16 protein-coding genes are annotated in these 17877 nt (G+C 46.6%); 2 read left to right on the forward strand and 14 right to left on the reverse strand.

Annotated elements, in window-relative coordinates; translation table 11 throughout:
• Window positions 1–22: 22 nt before the first annotated feature.
• The 12 genes from EAO37_RS04545 to EAO37_RS04600 form a co-directional block, all read right to left on the reverse strand.
• Window positions 23–1681 (reverse strand): chorismate-binding protein, encoded by a 1659-nt coding sequence (locus EAO37_RS04545; RefSeq protein ID WP_162982961.1) that lies wholly within the window; start codon window positions 1679–1681, stop codon window positions 23–25.
• Window position 1682: 1 nt separating this feature from the next.
• A complete protein-coding gene (locus tag EAO37_RS04550; protein ID WP_120951860.1) occupies window positions 1683–2570 on the reverse strand; it encodes a phosphatidylglycerol lysyltransferase domain-containing protein in 888 nt (295 codons plus the stop codon).
• Entirely contained in the window at window positions 2560–4482 is a 1923-nt protein-coding gene (lysA, locus tag EAO37_RS04555; protein WP_120951863.1) for a diaminopimelate decarboxylase, read from the reverse strand. Before lysA ends, EAO37_RS04550 begins: the two co-directional genes overlap by 11 nt.
• Window positions 4479–5045, reverse strand: coding sequence for a 2-oxoacid:acceptor oxidoreductase family protein (locus EAO37_RS04560; protein WP_120951866.1), 567 nt, complete (start codon window positions 5043–5045; stop codon window positions 4479–4481). Before EAO37_RS04560 ends, lysA begins: the two co-directional genes overlap by 4 nt.
• Window positions 5046–5047: 2 nt before the next feature.
• Window positions 5048–5875, reverse strand: coding sequence for a 2-oxoglutarate ferredoxin oxidoreductase subunit beta (locus tag EAO37_RS04565; RefSeq protein WP_120944784.1), 828 nt, complete (start codon window positions 5873–5875; stop codon window positions 5048–5050).
• The gene (locus EAO37_RS04570) at window positions 5876–7006 is read right to left on the reverse strand and encodes a 2-oxoglutarate synthase subunit alpha (RefSeq protein ID WP_120951869.1); all 1131 of its coding nucleotides are present in this window, start codon (window positions 7004–7006) and stop codon (window positions 5876–5878) included. It abuts the gene before it with no gap.
• A complete protein-coding gene (locus EAO37_RS04575) occupies window positions 7003–7344 on the reverse strand; it encodes a 4Fe-4S binding protein (RefSeq protein ID WP_120944788.1) in 342 nt (113 codons plus the stop codon). Before EAO37_RS04575 ends, EAO37_RS04570 begins: the two co-directional genes overlap by 4 nt.
• A 94-nt stretch (window positions 7345–7438) precedes the next feature.
• Window positions 7439–7708, reverse strand: a complete 270-nt coding sequence (locus EAO37_RS04580; protein ID WP_120944791.1) for an EscU/YscU/HrcU family type III secretion system export apparatus switch protein — start codon at window positions 7706–7708, stop codon at window positions 7439–7441.
• On the reverse strand, window positions 7708–8328 hold the full coding sequence (gene ribE, locus EAO37_RS04585; RefSeq protein ID WP_120944793.1) for a riboflavin synthase: 621 nt from the start codon (window positions 8326–8328) through the stop codon (window positions 7708–7710). The genes EAO37_RS04580 and ribE overlap by 1 nt, the downstream gene beginning before the upstream one ends.
• A 163-nt stretch (window positions 8329–8491) precedes the next feature.
• Window positions 8492–9853: an McrC family protein gene (locus EAO37_RS04590; protein ID WP_120951872.1), complete on the reverse strand. Its 1362-nt coding sequence runs from the start codon at window positions 9851–9853 to the stop codon at window positions 8492–8494.
• Window positions 9850–11451: an AAA family ATPase gene (locus tag EAO37_RS09815; protein ID WP_205589742.1), complete on the reverse strand. Its 1602-nt coding sequence runs from the start codon at window positions 11449–11451 to the stop codon at window positions 9850–9852. The genes EAO37_RS04590 and EAO37_RS09815 overlap by 4 nt, the downstream gene beginning before the upstream one ends.
• 316 nt (window positions 11452–11767) lie before the next feature.
• Window positions 11768–12025: a hypothetical protein gene (locus EAO37_RS04600; protein ID WP_120951875.1), complete on the reverse strand. Its 258-nt coding sequence runs from the start codon at window positions 12023–12025 to the stop codon at window positions 11768–11770.
• Between the two features lie 440 nt (window positions 12026–12465).
• On the opposite strand from EAO37_RS04600, the gene EAO37_RS04605 reads away from it, so the two are divergent.
• Window positions 12466–13485: an aliphatic amidase gene (locus tag EAO37_RS04605; RefSeq protein WP_120951878.1), complete on the forward strand. Its 1020-nt coding sequence runs from the start codon at window positions 12466–12468 to the stop codon at window positions 13483–13485.
• Window positions 13486–14138: 653 nt separating this feature from the next.
• Here EAO37_RS04605 and EAO37_RS04615 read toward each other — a convergent pair.
• Window positions 14139–15248: a phage minor head protein gene (locus EAO37_RS04615; protein WP_120951884.1), complete on the reverse strand. Its 1110-nt coding sequence runs from the start codon at window positions 15246–15248 to the stop codon at window positions 14139–14141.
• Window positions 15249–15788: 540 nt separating this feature from the next.
• Here EAO37_RS04615 and EAO37_RS04620 point away from each other — a divergent pair.
• Window positions 15789–16430, forward strand: coding sequence for a hypothetical protein (locus EAO37_RS04620; protein ID WP_120945098.1), 642 nt, complete (start codon window positions 15789–15791; stop codon window positions 16428–16430).
• Window positions 16431–16453: 23 nt separating this feature from the next.
• Here EAO37_RS04620 and EAO37_RS04625 read toward each other — a convergent pair whose 3' ends face one another.
• Entirely contained in the window at window positions 16454–17863 is a 1410-nt protein-coding gene (locus EAO37_RS04625) for an L-serine ammonia-lyase (protein ID WP_120951888.1), read from the reverse strand.
• Window positions 17864–17877: the final 14 nt, after the last annotated feature.

The following is a 17877-nucleotide window of genomic DNA, read 5'->3' on the forward strand; positions in this document are numbered from 1 at the left end:
CCCTTTGTATGTGGTGTGGAAATTATAACATGGGCGTATCTAGCTTGACCTCCACCACCCCCCTAATGGCATTGGTAGCATAAATCTTATCCGCCCGCCTCAAGTCCTCTAAACCCAACTCTTTAGGAGCACAACGCCCCGTCTCAACCAAGTGTGTAATGCCCACCCCCTTTAAAAGTCCTGTGTCAAAAGCGGGGGTGTAGAGTTGCCCCTCTATCTCTAAAATGACATTGGAGCGCGCCCCCTCGCTAAGTTGCCCATCAGGAGTATAATGCAACACATCAAAACAAAGCCCCTCTTTAATTTGGGCGCGCGCCTCTTCATACCACGGGGTGTAGGTGCTCTTGTGGGTTAAAAAATCGTTGCGCGGGTCTAGGGGTTTTTGGGCTAAGAGGAGTTTAACACTCTTAGGGGGTTCTAGGGGGCTGTATTCTAGGTCATAACTGCCGTCCCTATGCCATAAAAGGCGTAAAATGCCATCTTGAGCGGGCTGATAAGTCTCTAGCCAATTTTCATAGGCAAAGTTAAAATAGCGCGCGCTATTTTTTAGACGCTGCGCGTGCAAATCTCTATGGCAAATTTCTAAATGGCGCACTAGCATGGTTTCTATGAGGCTAAATTCAATTTTAGGTAGAATAAAGAAACTCTTTAAATAACACTCTTGGTATTCAGATTCTAGCTGGCTCGCCTGCGTTACCCCGCTGCCCACACAGAGGGTATGGGTTTGGCTCTTTTGAGGTGCGCACATGGTGCGGATGGGTACATTAAAGAGAGCATGCTCAGAATCGATAATCCCAATCGCCCCACAATACACCCCCCGCTGGTGTTGCTCTAAATCTTGTATGAGTTGCATGCTTTTGGCTTTGGGCTCCCCGGTAACCGAGCTAGAGGGAAAGATCGCCTCTAAAATGGGGAAAAGCTGGGGGCTTTTGAGAGTGCCTTCCAAAGTAGAAGTCATTTGAAAAAGGGTCGGGTGGGCTTCCACTTCACATAACTTAGTAACCTCCACCTTGTGGGCAATATGGGCGAGTTCTTGGGCGAATAAATCCACTACCATCGTGTTTTCATTGCGGTTTTTGGGATCGTTTTGTAAAAACTCCCGGTTGTGTGCGTCTTGCTCAGGGGTAGTTCCGCGCGCGATTGTGCCTTTCATGGGTTTGACGCGTATGGTCTGTGCGGCATAATCTAGATCAAAGAATAACTCGGGTGAAAAGCTTAAAATAGTTTCAAAAGGGCTTGGCAAAAAAGCGCAATAGGGGGTGTGCTGGTTTAACAACACTTGTTCAAAAATGGCGCGGGGTGTAGCATGGGTTTTTAAATGCAAGGGCAGAGTTAAATTCACCTGCGCGCATTCTCCCTTGCTAAAGCTCTCTTGAATCGCGTTAAATTGATGGGCGTAGGTGTTAAAATCTATGGGGGTACTGATTTGGGGGTGAAAGGGCATGTATTTTGGGGGTGTGGGCGTGTAGGGTTGCTTATGGGCAAACTGAGTAAAGTAGGCAATGGGGGTTTTAGAGGCGGTCGCGCTTAAGGCGTTGTAGTGCAGATAGCCCACAAAATAGCCTGTGTGGCGTTGCTCGTCAATGCGTTCTAATAAATCTTGTAATTGGGCGTGATGAAAAGCCTGAAAACTCTGCAGGGGTTGGCTGTAGTGAAACTCTCCAAAGATGGCTTCTTGCATATCAATCCTTATAGGTGGCATGAAATTTTTCAAGCAAAAAGGCAGGATGGTAGCCCATTTTGGCTTGGCGCAAGCCCTCAATGCCCAAATCTTCTTCTCTATTGACTAGGGGGCAATCTTTAAAGGCATGGGCTAGGAGTTGTTGGTTGATCATCTGATAAGCCCCGCGCACGCGTGGGTCTGCCTTTTCAATGTGGATCACCGCCATCTCTGCATTAATTCTCTCCCCAAAACTCAAGCCCACTACGCGCTCCTCTATGCAAATAAGCCCCCCTTGTAATTGCAACTCTTCAAAGACTTCTAACGCGTCTAAAATGCCTTGGTGTTCGTAATCCAAAGCCTGATCTGCTTGCCCTAAAGCGCGCCACTCTACAAGGGCACTCACAATCTGATCGCGCTTGTGCGCGCTGATAGGTTCGTAGATAAAATGGGGGTATTGCTTTAAAAAGGCGTTGAGGTGGTTTTTCTTTTTATGGTATTTTTTGCCTTGTAAGGCAATGAGCTCGGCGGTGTGGTAGACATAATCAAAGCGATCTCGCTTGGCTTCAACACTAAAGGTATTGGGGTAAAAACTCTCTAGTTGCGCCCTTTGATCTGTTTGCAAGGCTCTAAACTCTAAGACTTCGTTATGCGCCTTTGTGTGGGCTAAAAGCTCTGCAAGCGCGCCCTTTTTATCCCCCGCCCCAATGGGGTAAAAATAAAAGGGAGCTTGCTTGGGGTATTGTGTGCGAATCACCACACAACCACACACAAGGGCTAGGCGAATGTCCCTAGCGCGTCGCCATAAATACAAATTGGTAAAATTCACATCTGACACGCTAAAATTATCCGCCTGTAAATGCGTGTCTAATAGCCCTTTTAGCTCTAAATTTAAGGGTTTAAACTCCACTTTTTCTCCGCGTAGTAGAATAAGTGCCTAAACATAGGGGCTCTAAATGGGTGCTTAACTCTAGGTCTGCGTTGGCTTCTAGCAAGCATCCTAGCGGTGTGGCTAAAAAATAGGGGTCTATGCATGCGCTCAAGAGGGTTTGCACTTGGCTTGTGTGTGTGGGAGCAAACCACCATGCCCGCCGTGTGGGGTTATCTTGCGCTAAAAAGCCAAAACGCCCCACGAGCAAACACCACACATCCGCGATTTTAAAGCTATGGGCGATCTCTAGGCGTTGTTGCGTGATGAGTTCTGTTAAGGCTTTGAGCCCTTGAGCGTAGGCATGACTACTTCGCACCTCTAAGAGCCCATAATCCACGCTTTTAAGCAAAATCGCATCAAAAAGCGTTAGAGGGTTGTAGAGTTTTAGTTTAAATTTCTGCCCTAAAAGCCTTCTAGCTGTGTTTGTGCGCGTGCTAACCCCCACCCTCTCAGGGATCACTAGCCCCCTTGAAACACCTAAAATCTCTGTATAAATGCTCTCTAATTGCCCCCCCACTTGGGTGTAAATCTGGGCTTCTCTGGCGGGGTTGTAGATGGGTAGCCCTTGTGCGCGTTTTTGTTTAGCAATTTGGCTAGCCACCTCAAAGCGTTTTGTAAGTAGGGCACTAATTTGTGTGTCCAGCGCGTCAATCTGGGCGCGTTGGCTCTCTAGGCTGCTCTCTTGCAAACAAGCGCGCTCGCCAGCAATGAGGCTAGAAAACTCCTCTCTGGGTTTAATCACCCTTAGTACGCCCCCCTCAAGAGCAAGCTCTAAAATCTTAGGACGGCTATTATAATGGCTAGCCATGCTCGCCCCATAAGCCCCCACCTGCTTAAAGACCAGCAAATCCCCCCTAGCCACCCCCCTTAAAGCCACCCCCTTTAAAAAGCAATCCGCGCTCTCACACACCGGACCCACAATGTCATAGATCGCCTCCTTACCCTCTTGGGGTTTGAGCACTTCTACACGATGGCGCGCCCCATACAAGGCGGGGCGTATAAAATCATTCATCCCCGCATCCACCACCACAAAGTTTTTCTTGGCACCGGGTTTGACATATTGCACGCGACTGACCAACACCCCGCTATCTGCCACAATTCTGCGCCCGGGCTCACAAATTAAAGTCAGGTCTAGTTTTTGCGCGATACTTTTAAGGGGCTGGGCGTAATCAGTAATACTAATAGCACCCTTGCCCTCATCCACGCCCAAGCCTCCGCCCATGTCTAAAAACTTGAGTTCTACCCCGCTAGCTATTAAAAAGCGCGCGAGCGCGTGCATTTTTTCGCCCGCTTCCTTGATAGGTTCTAGCTCGATGAGTTGAGAGCCAATATGACAATGCAGACCCACGGGTTCTAAAAAGGAGGATTGCTTGGCAAACATAAACATCTGCACCGCTTCTTTTTCCTCTACTCCAAATTTATTTTCCCATAAACCCGTAGAAATATGGGGGTGGGTTTGGGGGTCAATATTAGGATTGATACGCACACTCACACGCGCTGGGGTGTTTAAATCAGTAGCGATGCGCTCAACCAGCCGAAGCTCTTCAAAAGATTCCACATTTAAAAATAAAATCTTGCTCTCTAGGGCTTCTATAATCTCACTCTCCAATTTGCCTACCCCGCTAAAGAGGATTTTATAGGGGGGGATGCCCGCTAAAAGGGCGCGACGCACCTCGTAAATAGACACGCAATCAGCTCCCGCCCCCAAGCGCGCCAAATGGGCTAATAAACTTAAATTAGAATTGGCTTTCAAGGCGTAACAAATCAGAGATTTACCCCCGCTAAAGGCGTTTTTAAACTCTAAAAACGCCTCTTTGATCTGGTCAAAATCGTAAAGGTAAAAGGGGGTAGGGTGCGCGCTCGCAATGCGCGCAATGCTGTCTTTATTCAAGAGATTTTTTTGGCTTCCAATGCCTTGAGTGCGTGTGCTTCTCCAATTTCAAAGGCTTTTTTATTCAACTCTGCCACTTTAGCAGGCACTTTGGAGATCATCGTTTCAATCACTTGGGCGCGATCCACGCAATCCATTAGAGTAGTGGTGATTGCTAGCGCGACCACGGACTGGGTGATGATATTGCCCACTTCATTCTTAGCGATGCTAATAATGGGGATTTTGTAGAGTTGAAACTTGGCTTCATCTTCTAGGGTGGGGTACACCAAGTTAGGATCGACTACCACCACACCCCCCTGCTTGACATCGCCCTTAAAAATGCTGTAACTGCTTTGGGCTACTGAGAGCATAAAATCGATCTCGCCTTGTTTGGCATAGGGGTAGATGATCTCTTCAGCACTTAAGATAATATCTACCTTAGTAGGACCACCGCGCACTTGGCTGGTGTAGGTAGAAGTTTTTGTGCCAAATCCCCCGCTGGCAATCTTTGCCTCTGCTAAGATTTCTCCGGCTAGCAAGACCCCCTGCCCGCCTACACCTGTAAAGCGTAATTCTAAACTCATGGCTAGCTCCTCTCTTTCTTAGAAGCTTTTTCAATCACACTCTCGTAAGCCTCACAATACTCCATCTTAGAAGTGTCATGTTTGAGCACTCCAGTGGGATACTTGCCCTCCCTCTCCTCTGGGCTCAAGGCTTCGTATTGGCGTTTGCTCAACAAACGGGATTGAATCCACGCTAGAGTTTGGGCTGCCTCGCCCATTTTGTTTTTGCGCCCCAAATTGATATGGCAATTGCTATGCACATCCACAAAGCTAAAACCCTTATGGCTAAAGCCCTCTGCTAATGTGCGCTCCAATCTCTTGGGGTCTAACACGCTCTCACGGGCGACAAAACTCGCCCCAGCTGCCATAGTGATCTCACAAGGGTCAAAGTGGTTGTCAATATTGCCACTTTGGGCAGTAACCGTCCACATCCCATTAGGGGTTGTGGGGGAGGTTTGCGAATTAGTCAAGCCATAGATGAAGTTATTGACCAACACTAAGTTAAGATCAATATTACGCCTGCAAGCATGGATGGTGTGATTGCCCCCAATAGCAAAGCTATCGCCATCTCCAGACACCACGATGACATGTTTTTTAGCATTGGCTAACTTGATCCCGGTGGCATAAGCTAGCGCGCGCCCATGTGTGGTATGCACGGTATTACAATTCACATACGAACTCATGCGCCCACTGCACCCAATCCCACTCACCAAGCACACATCATCCATATTCCAGCCCAAGCTATCAATGGCGCGGATAATGCATTTTAAGATCACCCCATCCCCACAGCCCCAACACCAAAGTGTAGGGGTCTTATCCACGCGTAAATACTCATCATAATCAAATGCCATTTAGAGCTCCTTTATTTTTAGCGCGATCTGCCTAGGAGTGAAAGGTCTGCCATCAGCTTGCAACAACGCTTCTACTCTGCGCCCCATGGCATGCTCAATTTCTAAAACATATTGCCCCTTATTGAGCTCGACCATGAGGATTTTCTCAAACCTCTTGCCTAATTCTGCAAGTTTGGCACGCGGGCTGGGCCACAGAGTGAGAGGGCGAAAAAAGCCAATTTTTTTAGGATACCCTTGCGCTTTTAAATCTCTTAGGGCTTCTTTAATAGCTAACGCGCTAGAACCATAGCCAATCACAAGCACATCCGCACCTTCTAAATCCATCTCTTCATTTTTGCACACAATGTCGCTTTTAGAGTCGATCTTATGAAAGAGGCGATCGATGAGCGCGCCCCCAATTTGGGCATCCTCTGTGGGGAAGCCAATGGGTCCGTGGTGTAAGCCCGTAATGTGGTAACGATACCCCTTAAAAAAGGGATTGAGAATAGCTGACTCGTCTTGGGGCACACCGTAAGGCTTATAGTCCTTAGGATCGCCCTCAAAGACACGCCGATTCACCACGCTTTGCTGCACTGCTTGTAAGTCGGGCAAAGACACCCTGCCATACATGTGTCCAATGGTTTCATCTAAAAGCAAAAAGACGGGACTCATGAGCATTTCAGCTAAGTTAAAAGCGCGGATTGTTTCACTATAGATTTCTTCTAAATTACCCGGGGCTAAGGTTACAGATTTAAAATCTCCATGCGAGGGGTGTTTTAAAAAATTAACATCGCCTTGTGCGACTCTTGTGGGCATCCCTGTGGAGGGACCTGAGCGCATGACATCTACGATCACAAGAGGGGTTTCTGTCATGAAGGCATAGCCAATCTGCTCCACTTTTAAAGAAATCCCCGGCCCTGAGCTAGCCGTCATCGCCTTGACCCCACTCATGCTCGCTCCCAAAGACACACACACCCCCCCAATCTCATCCTCCATTTGGATAAAATGCCCCCCGTGCGCGGGCAAGAGCTCGCTCATGGCATGCATAATATCTGAGCTAGGGGTGATGGGATAGCCTCCAAAAAAACGACAACCCGCTTCAATGGCGGCTTTAGCGACTAAATCATTGCCATCAGAAATCACCTCTCTCATTGTCCTCTCCCCTCAGCCACACTCTCTTGCAATAACATGTAATGGTTGGCCCGCACTCGCTCACCTCTCTGCTCTGCCTCTTTAGACACTTTGGCAAATTTAAATTCTTTTTTCTCCGCAACATAAATGGCAAAATCCGGGCAACCTAGCTCGCATTTGCAACACCCAATACAGCTTTCTGGGTAAGCCACCTTAGCGACCTTGCCTAAAATGTGATCTAATTTCACGCCCATACCCAGCACCCCAGCCGGACACACAGATACACACAAATCGCAACCCTTACAACGCGCCTCATTCACCCAAACGGGCACACCCTGAGGAGCTACCATCTTGGACATCAAAACTCCTTGATTGACACGACTAAATAGAAGTGCGATCCTAACATTTAAATGCTAAATTACACATAACAAGCTACTTAAAATGCACAAAAACTTAAGAACTCAACTCCGATTGACTCTCCACATTCTGCAACCAAATAAAGACTTCTACCACACTAGAATAGAGCTCGGGTGGGATGGGCGTATCCAAACGCACATCTAATAAAGACTCCACCAGGGCTTCATTGCAAAATAAGGGCACATCAAAGGCTTTAGCCTTCTTCACGATCGCGCGCGCGATCTCCCCCACTCCACTAGCCACCACCTTAGGCGCGCTATCCTGCCCCACATTATAAGCCAGCGCGACCGCTTTAGGGAGTGCCATCAATACCCCATCACAATGCGATCCACATCCTGCCAAGTGGGTTTGGCTTGTGGGGATCGTTGCAACAAACGCGCCAAGGCGCGCACCAACAGATCGCTTTCTAAATTGACTCGTTGCCCTTTCTTGTAGCTAGAAAATAGAGTATTAGCAAAGGTGTAGGGGATAATGGTTAGACTGAAGCTATGGACATGCACTTCACTAAGGGTGAGACTCACCCCATCTAGCGCAATCGAGCCCTTGGGGATACAAAGCCGCAAAAAATCGTTAGGGGCTTGGACTTCTAAATTGACTTGGTTCGCATGGGGCTCAATAGCCACAATGGTGCCAATGCCATCAACATGCCCCTGTACGAAATGCCCATCTAGACGCGAATCAAGCCGTAAAGCCGGCTCCATATGCACACGCGCCCCGGGGGCATAATTCTCTAGGGCGATCGACTCTTGGGTGTGTGCGCTTAACTCTAAGACAAAACCCCCTTTCAACAGCCCAATAACCGTCAAACACGCCCCATTTACAGCGATGCTATCGCCCAAAGCGGGACGATAAGCACTTGACACTTCTAACACATTGCGGTTAAAGGTTTTGACTTGCGCCATTTGGTGAATCACGCCACTAAACAAGCTAACCCCTTCAAGATCAAACTATGTTCTTTTTAAGATTATAATATAAATTTGGTGGAATAGGAGATAAAAAGCTTGTAAGCACACGCCCAGCTATTTAAATGCTAATGCCCACAACCAAACCTTGTTCTAAGTGGCATTTTTTTCTACCAATGAGACTAACCTAGTTGCCCAATGGAAAATACTTGATTTGGAGCTCAATACCCTCGTTGGCTTTGAAGGTGTAGATCGCAAATTCCATTCTGTTCTGGTAAGGATAAACCAACCACACGCCTACGCACCTTTGTCTGCTTTTTGATTCTGATTCAATAAAGGCGTATTTACTAGCATACGCCCACATTTGGTAACGATCGGCAGGAGAAATATCTCTAGGATTTTCAGGGGTTTTCCATTTGGTGTCTAAAATGTGGATTCTTCCATCTTTTCTTAGCACAATATCTGGGCGCATTTCAAAACACTTTCTATTTTGTTGATCCAACATTAGATATTTGCGGTTTTGTTTTTGCAGACCCACGCTACACCCTTCTAAACTTCTTTGCAACCAATGCCCCACAAAAGATTCAAAAAGTCTTTCCATAGAGAATAACAACGCATACGCCCGATTTACTCCCTTATAGGGGGTGAGAGATTTTTTACGCAAGAAAAGATCGCACCATGCCAAAAGATTTTCATACTCCTTAAAACGGCTAGCGTGCTTGCTTTTGGCAAAGTCCGCATCTATGTTTTTACTCGGGCTTACCTCATCAAAGACAAAGCGCACGCTATTTAACTTCTCTTGGCTTTTAGGACTTAAGCTCAAGGTTTTAAACATCTCCAGCGTGGATTTAATGAGGCGATTAGGCGGGTTATCTAGGCTATATTCATCGCTGATCGTGTAAAAGCGTTCCTTGTGAATTATATTATATTTGAGATGGTGAACAAACTCTAGCTTGCCCTTAAGATAGGGGCGATTTTGCGAGATGCTTAGATAATCTCGTTTCAACCCCCGCTTAATGAGTTGGGCACACGCGTCCAAAAACATTTGGATAAAGACATCTAGCAAGGGCAAGTGTGCGCTACTAAGCTTGGAAAATTGACTCTGTTTAAAGGGCGTGTCTTTAAGGGTGGCTAGGCAGTTATATAAAACTTGTTTTGCATAACAGAGGGAGCAATCGGGCTTTTGTAGGGGTTCTAAGTTGGTTTGTGGCTTGATAAATTCTTTGACCCGATCTTGAAACTCTGCGCGATTAAGTTTGCTTATTTGCTGCTGGCACTCGGGGGCGTGATCCCTTAAATCCCGCCCACAAATTTTAGGCAAAATCTCGATACAAAAGCCCTGCACTTGGATCAAACCCACATAATTTTGGGTTTTGAGGCTGTTGCCACTAAATCTTAAAAATTGATGGTTACCTTCTTGTCTAGTAAAATTTTCAAGGGCTTCCCATATTTTGGGGGCTTTATCTTTACGATCTCCTAAGCGTTCTTCAATGTTTGTTTGGCTGAAAGCTTGGTACTCGGCTAAATAGAGCGTGGGTGTGGTTTTCATGCGTTTTCATTAGAAGATTCAGCGGACACATTCTCACCTGCCGACCCTTCTCCTGCCTCGTTGTTTACCTTCACTTTATCATTATATATTTTTTCAAACATGGCAACTTCCCATGGACCCGGTTTGATGTGATAAACCTTTTTATCAGAGTCTACAAAATCTTTAAGAGATTCCTCTAGATTGATGTTTTCTAAGGCTTTATGCCCCTCTTTAAATTTCTGCATTGTTTTAGGCGACAACATAGTATTGTCATTCAACACGACATTCACTTTGGCGTGATCGTCATAAAAATACTCTTGCAAAAGCGGGATGATCTTGTTTTTAAAACAATCTTGCAAATCTTCTAAGTCTTTTAGCCCCAAAAAGTAGCTATGCCCGATCGTGTGATCTTTATCTAGCAAAAACTCTATGCGTGCGTTTATCGCCTCTAAGAGTTTTTGCAAATCCACCCCCACGCAATTCGCGCTCAGCAACGCAGGATTAGGCATGATTTCCTCAAAGACGAATCGACGGCGCAAAGCCGTATCTAGCAAGGCGATAGAGCGATCGGCGGTGTTCATCGTGCCGATGATGTAAAGATTGTCGGGAACGCCAAAAGGAGGCTTTTTGCTGTAGGGCAGAGTTACCCGCAATTCCTCGCTACTGCCTATGCGTTTGCTAGGTTCGATAAGTGTAATGAGCTCGCCAAAAATCTTAGAAATATTGCCCCGATTGATCTCGTCAATGATGAGGATGTAGGGGGGTTTGTCGGAGTTTTGTGGGGACTCTTCGCGCACCTCAAGAGGCGGTTTGGTTAAATTTTGCTCCTTAAGATATTCAGCCGCAAATGCCGTGAGTTTTCTAAGGAGTGCATAATGGTAAGAGGTATTAGAAACATGGATGTCCTTAGGTTTTTGAATGCCCCTCGTCTTGTCTGCTTGATACAACTCCCTTAATTTGCTCTCCTCAATAGAAACCGGTTCTTTTTCTTGGTTGTAAGTGATTGCAAACTTGAACCCTTCTGCTGTTTTACTCCATGTGAGTTCTTTTTGCTCCCCTTGATAAAGCTCAATGTAACATTGTCCCTTAACCTCTTGTTCTTGCCTCAAAGAAGCCGTAAAAGCTTCCAACAAAGCATGCCAATGCGCATCAATCTGTACCATTTCTTTAGGTACATGCGCATCCGTATTTTCTAAGGCTTCTTGCGCCCTTTGGCACATTTGTTTAAAAATCCCCGCCTCAACTTTGTAAGACACCTGCTCGCTCTCCATTTCCGGCTTAATCCCCTCTACAAACTCCTCATAGCCATAGCTTTGGTGGAAGGTTACAAAGCCAATGTAGCCTTGATCTTTGTAATAATCAAACAAAGTTTTAGCGCGGGCTCTGTTTGTTTTTTCTGCCTTAATCTCGTCATCAACTTCTCTCTCGATCTCAGCTTGGAGGGATTGAGGAATTTCCAACTCTAACGCCTCAAGTGTGTTTTGAATTTCTGCCTCTAGTTCTTGCCCTTGCTTGCCTAGCAAAATCTCTAACGCCTTGTTAATGGTGTTATAAGTCTTGCCCGTGCCCGGAGGTCCATAGAGGATTTGGTTTAGGGGGGTTTTGGGGGAATTGCTCATGGAAAGCTCCTTTTGTGTGGGGTTTTTCGGTTCAAAATCTCCTAGTGGGATTGCGTTAAATATCTTAACATAATCTAAAAACTTGTTGGTGATCTCTTCAATTTCGGCTTTGAAATCCTTGTAATCGTATTTATGTATTGCCTCTACTTTCTGTCCTTGTTTAGAAAAGAGCTTAGTATGCGCTAAACATTTTTTGCATTCCTCGCTCCCTCCCTGCACCTTTGTTGCGGTGGAGCAACCTATACAAATAAATCCATTGCGCCTAAGGGGAGAATACTCAAACCAAATATCAAAGCCTCGATTAAGGGTGGCTTTCTCAGAATTGACGAGCCACTTTTTTTAAAATCTCTTTGCGGAAAAAGGAAATTACTGGTTTCTTACGACCAGATATCCTAACAAGACATTCATAACCCCACCTCTTTAAAAAGAGATTCAGCTCATCTTGGAACGCACTTTCTAATGCTGTTCTAGTTTGCGCCTTTTCCTCTGCAATCTTATCCACTAAATCCACAAACTCCTGCAATAACCCTAAAAACTCTGCTTTTTGTTCTGCATTCCATTCTAGCTTTTCCATAACACTTCCTTAAAGTCCTCTGAAATGATCAGCGATCTCTTCTAGCGCGTCCTCTATGTTAGCATAAATTCCATATTCGGGATTATGCCCCTCAAAATCTTTTTATAAATTAGAAACTTTTGGCACGCTAACCTGCTTGCCTTGACAAACCTGCCTATAGCAAGATGAAAACCTCTTGGATACTCTAGCCACTTTGACAGTTGAGATCAGACAAAACATGATCGAATTTTTCTGCTAACTTGCTAGGTTCTAAGCCTCTTGTTGTCATCTCCGCTGGCTATTGCGCAAACTCCCCCAACAATCCCTGAAACGCTTTTATTGCGCGCTAAGAATTATCATAATTGTTTTTGTTTGTGTTGCAATTTTGTTTACGCAACTATTGTAAAAGCCCCCTTGGGGTTTTTCAAGACTCCTCAATAAACGCATTACAAGGAGATGATATGAGACATGGAGATATTAGCAGTAGCCCTGATACTGTGGGCGTAGCGGTGATCAATTACAAAATGCCTAGATTGCACACCAAAGCGCAGGTGTTAGAAAATTGCCACAACATCGCTCAGGTGATTGGTGGGGTCAAACAGGGCTTGCCCGGGTTGGATCTGATTATTTTCCCTGAATACAGCACGCAGGGGATTATGTATGACAAACAAGAGATGTTTGACACAGCAGCCAGTGTTCCGGGCGAAGAAACCGCTATTTTTTCTGAGGCTTGCAAGAAAAACAAAGTTTGGGGCGTGTTTTCGCTCACGGGTGAAAAGCACGAACAAGCCCAAAAGAATCCTTATAACACTCTGATCCTCATCAATGATAAGGGCGAGATCGTGCAAAAATACCGCAAGATTTTGCCTTGGTGCCCCATTGAATGCTGGTATCCGGGAGATAAAACCTATGTGGTTGAGGGACCTAAGGGGCTAAAAGTTTCTTTGATTATCTGCGATGATGGCAATTACCCCGAGATTTGGCGTGATTGTGCGATGAGGGGTGCCGAGCTTATTGTGCGCTGTCAAGGTTATATGTATCCAGCCAAAGAACAGCAGATCACAATGGTAAAAGCGATGGCGTGGGCTAATCAGTGCTATGTGGCAGTGGCGAATGCCACCGGTTTTGATGGGGTGTATTCCTATTTTGGACACTCTAGTATCATCGGTTTTGATGGGCGCACTTTGGGCGAATGCGGAGAAGAAGAAAATGGACTCCAATATGCCCAACTCTCTGTGCAACAAATCCGCGATGCTAGAAAATACGATCAAAGCCAAAACCAACTCTTCAAACTCTTGCACCGCGGTTATAGCGGAGTCTTTGCTAGCGGGGATGGGGATAAGGGCGTGGTAGAATGCCCCTTTGAATTTTATAAAACTTGGGTCAATGATCCCAAAAAAGCCCAAGAGAATGTAGAGAAATTCACCCGCTCTAGTGTGGGTGTAGCTACATGCCCGGTTTATGATTTGCCCAAAGAATGAGGGGGTTAGGTTTAGATGGCTTTTGGCGCAAAACCTGCGGTGTGGAGCTTTAGAGATGCTTAAAGATTTTCTGCACATACGCGCCATGTCCTTGGGATATTGTTCAATTTGGGGATTTTTGCTCACATCATTACGAGTAAAGTAGGCAGGGTGCGTATGCTTAAAAACTTGTGTGTCTTGCGTAGGGGGAATACACCCCATCCACCACTAACACTATTTGGACGCTACGCGCGAAAGCGCACAGATTGGGGTAAACGCGCGCGCTTTCACTAGCACTATTTGGGCTAGCGCGCTGCGTGTTCTTGGGGGCTTAAAAGTTATTTGGGTGCTACGCACCCAGCGCGCCTTTGGTGTGGAAACATCCGCGCTAATTTTGCGTCTTGTTGAAAGCGGGGTTTAAGCAAAGTATGTTAAACTAGCCAAATTTAAAGTGGGATACGCGGGCTCCATAGTCGGCGGCGACAGGGATATGACTCGTGCCCCCTAAGGCAACGCATCTAGGGCTGATCTGTTGATTGAAAGTCCGTGCGGGTGGGGGCTACCTCCTGCTTAAAGGCCTTTAAAATGCCATTTGGCTAGGATACTCACGGGGGTAGCTTTAAGCGCGGGGTCCTGCTCGTCCTCTTTAGAGATAATCCCCCGGGGTGGTACATTTACTCCCATTTAAAATTTAAATCCCGGTAAAGAAAATGTTTATTTTCCAAGTTATCTTTAATCTTTTTCACATCTGCGCTCCACATAAGCGAACTAACCCAGTTCTCCCCCTCTAAAACTTTGATGGCGATCTTATACCAGCGCCCAAATTTCACGCCAAAGGCTATATTTGTCTGGTATTTGGGGTCTGTCAAAAAAGTAGGCGCTTCTAAGATGTATTGGGCTAGGTAGTAGTCAAATAGATCGGTGTGTTTGTGTTTTTCTAAGTGCCCTAACATCTGTGCCCCGCTAAGGCGCGCTGTGGGGGAAGTCGCCCCGACTATCTTAGCTATTTGGGGGCTAAGTGTTGCAAAATTCATACTAGCATTAGGGTTTTTAGATAGTCTGATCAAGGCCTTAAAGCGCGCTTTTTTGGCACTGATGTCTTTTAAGAGATTTTTTAGCAAGCTAGTGGCTTGGGGGTTGTGGGCGTATTTTTGTAATTTGGTGTTGAAGAATTGGGCTAGGAAATGGTAGACATTAGCCTCGTATCCCGCGCGCCCATGTGGTAAGTCTTGTTGGCGTGGGCTTAAAGCCCCGCGTTTTTGCCCCAGCGTGCGCGCTGGACGCGTAGCGTCCATCATGAGTTTCTCTATCTTCTCTTTAGAGCTCACCTTCAAGCCTTTTCTCTCTAATTGTCTTTCACTCCACATTTGCAACTCACAGCGGCATCCCCAGTCTAGCGGGGGGGTGTGGGTTTGCCAAAAAGGATGCTTGCGGGGCAGAATGATCTTATCAAACTCTAAATGCCGCGCTCTATCGTCATGGCGGCTATGAAACTCATAATACCACCCATCCCCATCGCTAGAGTCTTCAATGGGCGGCGCGCTCTCATAGCGCAACATTTTCCCCTTGGTATTGGCGTAAATCAAATTGTAGTTAAAAATGCGCTCTTTGCGCTTTTTATCCAAGTCGCTTAACAAGTTGGGGTTAGCCTTGAGAAATTGCGCGTAACTTTGCCCCTTAGCTAGGGCTTTTGAAAGCGCGCTTTGGTAGGCCACTAGAGTGTCGATTTTGCTCAGCGCGCTAATGCACTCGCCATAATGGACACTAAGCGCGCCTAGGCGCACTCTAGTCCTCCTTAAAAAGTGGGCAGATAAGCGTTGGGTTTACGCGCTACTACCGCTAAAGTGCGCGGGGGTTTTCACAAAACATTAACCAAGTTGATCATTGGGGGCTGATTTTTCTCTGCTTGCTGATTAAGGGCACTGGTATCTCAAGCCTCTTTGGTTGCCCCACGCGTTTGCGTGCGCGTTTTTTTTTGGCACTCTTGCGGGACTATTGCATGTTAACATAATAATGAGTGTAAGATTCACAAGTGAGATTTTAGGCATGTATAGAAATATCTCAAAATCTCTTAAATTAATCTATAAATCCATTAATCTTTGTGTGCTATGATATTTGTGAGCCTTTTTAGAACAAGTGGCTTTTGCGCTCCAAAGATGGGGGCGCGTTTTTGGGGGTTTCTTTTTGTCAAGAGGCTTTGGTGCTTCTTGGCTTTTTTGCCTTGACTAGGCATTGGTTCAACGCTCTGTGCGCTGGCGCACTCGCAAGAAGGGGTGGCGATGATGTCGGTATGCCATCCCGACAATAAAATAAGGAAAAACACGATGAAAAAATCTATCTTAGCTCTCTCTTTGCTTGGCTCTCTTTGCTTGGCAGCGCCTAGCCACAGCCCTAAAGACTTTGTGGTCGCGCAGGGCGCAAGCTTTAGTTGCCATTTTGGCGATAAAGCCATTCCAGAGGTGAACGGGCAAATCTCTTGTGTGGTGGCGCAGAATGTCAAAGACGCGCGTGGAACGGTGCTCATCAAAAAAGGCACAGCTTTGCATGGTGTTTACCAAATTGTTTCTGACATGACTCCTAACATGTCAAAAATGGTGATCGCTTGGCAAGAAGCAGGGAAAAAACCCAAACACGAGCACAAAGGGGTATCGGCTAACAATGTGGCTAGCGATCCTTGCTTTATTAACCAAATGCCGAACTTTGTTTCTGTTGTTGACAATGTTTTGGTGAATGCCCCCACTATGCAGGCTCTCAAAAGCGGAAAACCTAGCCCCATGCTCTTTGATGCCAAGATTCTCAACCAAATCGTGAGCGCGGTGTCCAGCTTCAAGACTTCCCATTCATCCCATCAAGAGCCCCAAGTTAAAGATTTCCAAATCTTTAGTATGCACCCCATCGTGGTCGCCAAGACAGAAATCAAAGGGACTCCCTCCGCCCAAAAAATCTTTGGTGTCAGCCATCTTTAAACAAGGTTAGCACACCCCCTCCCCTAGCATCTAGGGATGTGCACATTCACCGCTAAACCCCCTAGTGAGGTTTCGCGGTATTTGGAGTCGATAGACTTACCCACCTGCAACATGGTTAAGATCACTTCATCAAGACCTACTTTGGCTTGGTAACCATCTTCTAGAGCCAAGCGCGCGGCTGCTACGGCTTTGATCGCCCCTACGACATTTCTTTCAATGCAAGGGATTTGCACCAACCCCCCCACTGGATCGCAAGTGAGTCCCAAATGGTGTTCCATCGCAATTTCGGCTGCGCTTAAGACTTGGTGCACTCCACCCCCCATCACAAAGGCAAATCCAGCAGCCGCCATAGAAGAAGCCGCCCCCACCTCAGCCTGACACCCTGCTTCCGCCCCACTAATAGAGCCATTTTTTTTGTAAAGATAACCCACCGCACAGCATGTGAGCAAGAAATTGACAATCTCTTCTTGGCTCAAGGGTTTGATGTGGTTTTGGCAATAGAGTAACACAGCAGGCACAACCCCACAAGAGCCATTGGTGGGCGCGGTAACGACTTTATTACCACAGGCGTTTTCTTCGCTAATGGCGCGCGCATACATGGTCATGTAATCCATCACGGCTAGAGGGTCTTTAACATCGGCGCGTTTAGCCATGCGCTCTTGGATATTAGGTGCCAAGCGTTCCATGCCAATGCACCCAGGGAGGCGTTTGTCCTTAGCATGCACCCCACTTTCATAACAGGCTAACATGGCTTCATAGACTTCTAGGCAATAACCACGCGCGTAGTCTAGACCAAATAGCGCGCTTTCATGCTGGGCTACGATATGGGCGATATGGCAATGGTGCGTGGCGCATAGGGCTTCTAATTCCTTAGCGCTATTGAAGTCAAAAGGGGTGTGTTTGGCGTGGGCGGGGCTGGATTTTCTATGGCTCAATTCCTCTTGGGTGTAAATAAACCCCCCCCCTGTGGAGTAGTAGGTTTCTTGGATCGACTCCTGCCCCTGCGCATCAAAGGCGCGCACCACCATGCCATTTTCATGCAAGGCTAACGCCTTGTTCTCAAAGAGAATATCACGCCCGAAGTCAAAGGGAATATCATGGTGCTGGGCTAAATAGAGTTTTTGTTCTTTAAGCACTCTTTGGACGATCTGCTGGCGTTGCGCCACGCTCACTTTTCTAGCGCTAATCCCACTCAAACCCACTAAACAAGCTAAATCTGTCAAGTGCCCCTTACCCGTCAAAGCCAAAGAACCATGCAAGGTAACTTGGACGCGCGCCACGCGTTCCAACAAGCCTCGATCTTGCAAAAGCGCACAAAAACGCACGCACGCGTCCATAGGTCCTATGGTGTGCGAAGAGCTAGGACCAATGCCAATTTTAAAGATAGAGGTCATAGATTGGGCATAGAGCCCTTGTTGGGTTTGGATATCCATCTGTTCTCCTTTGA

Source organism: Helicobacter sp. L8, assembly GCF_003660355.1.
Lineage (GTDB): Bacteria > Campylobacterota > Campylobacteria > Campylobacterales > Helicobacteraceae > Helicobacter > Helicobacter labacensis.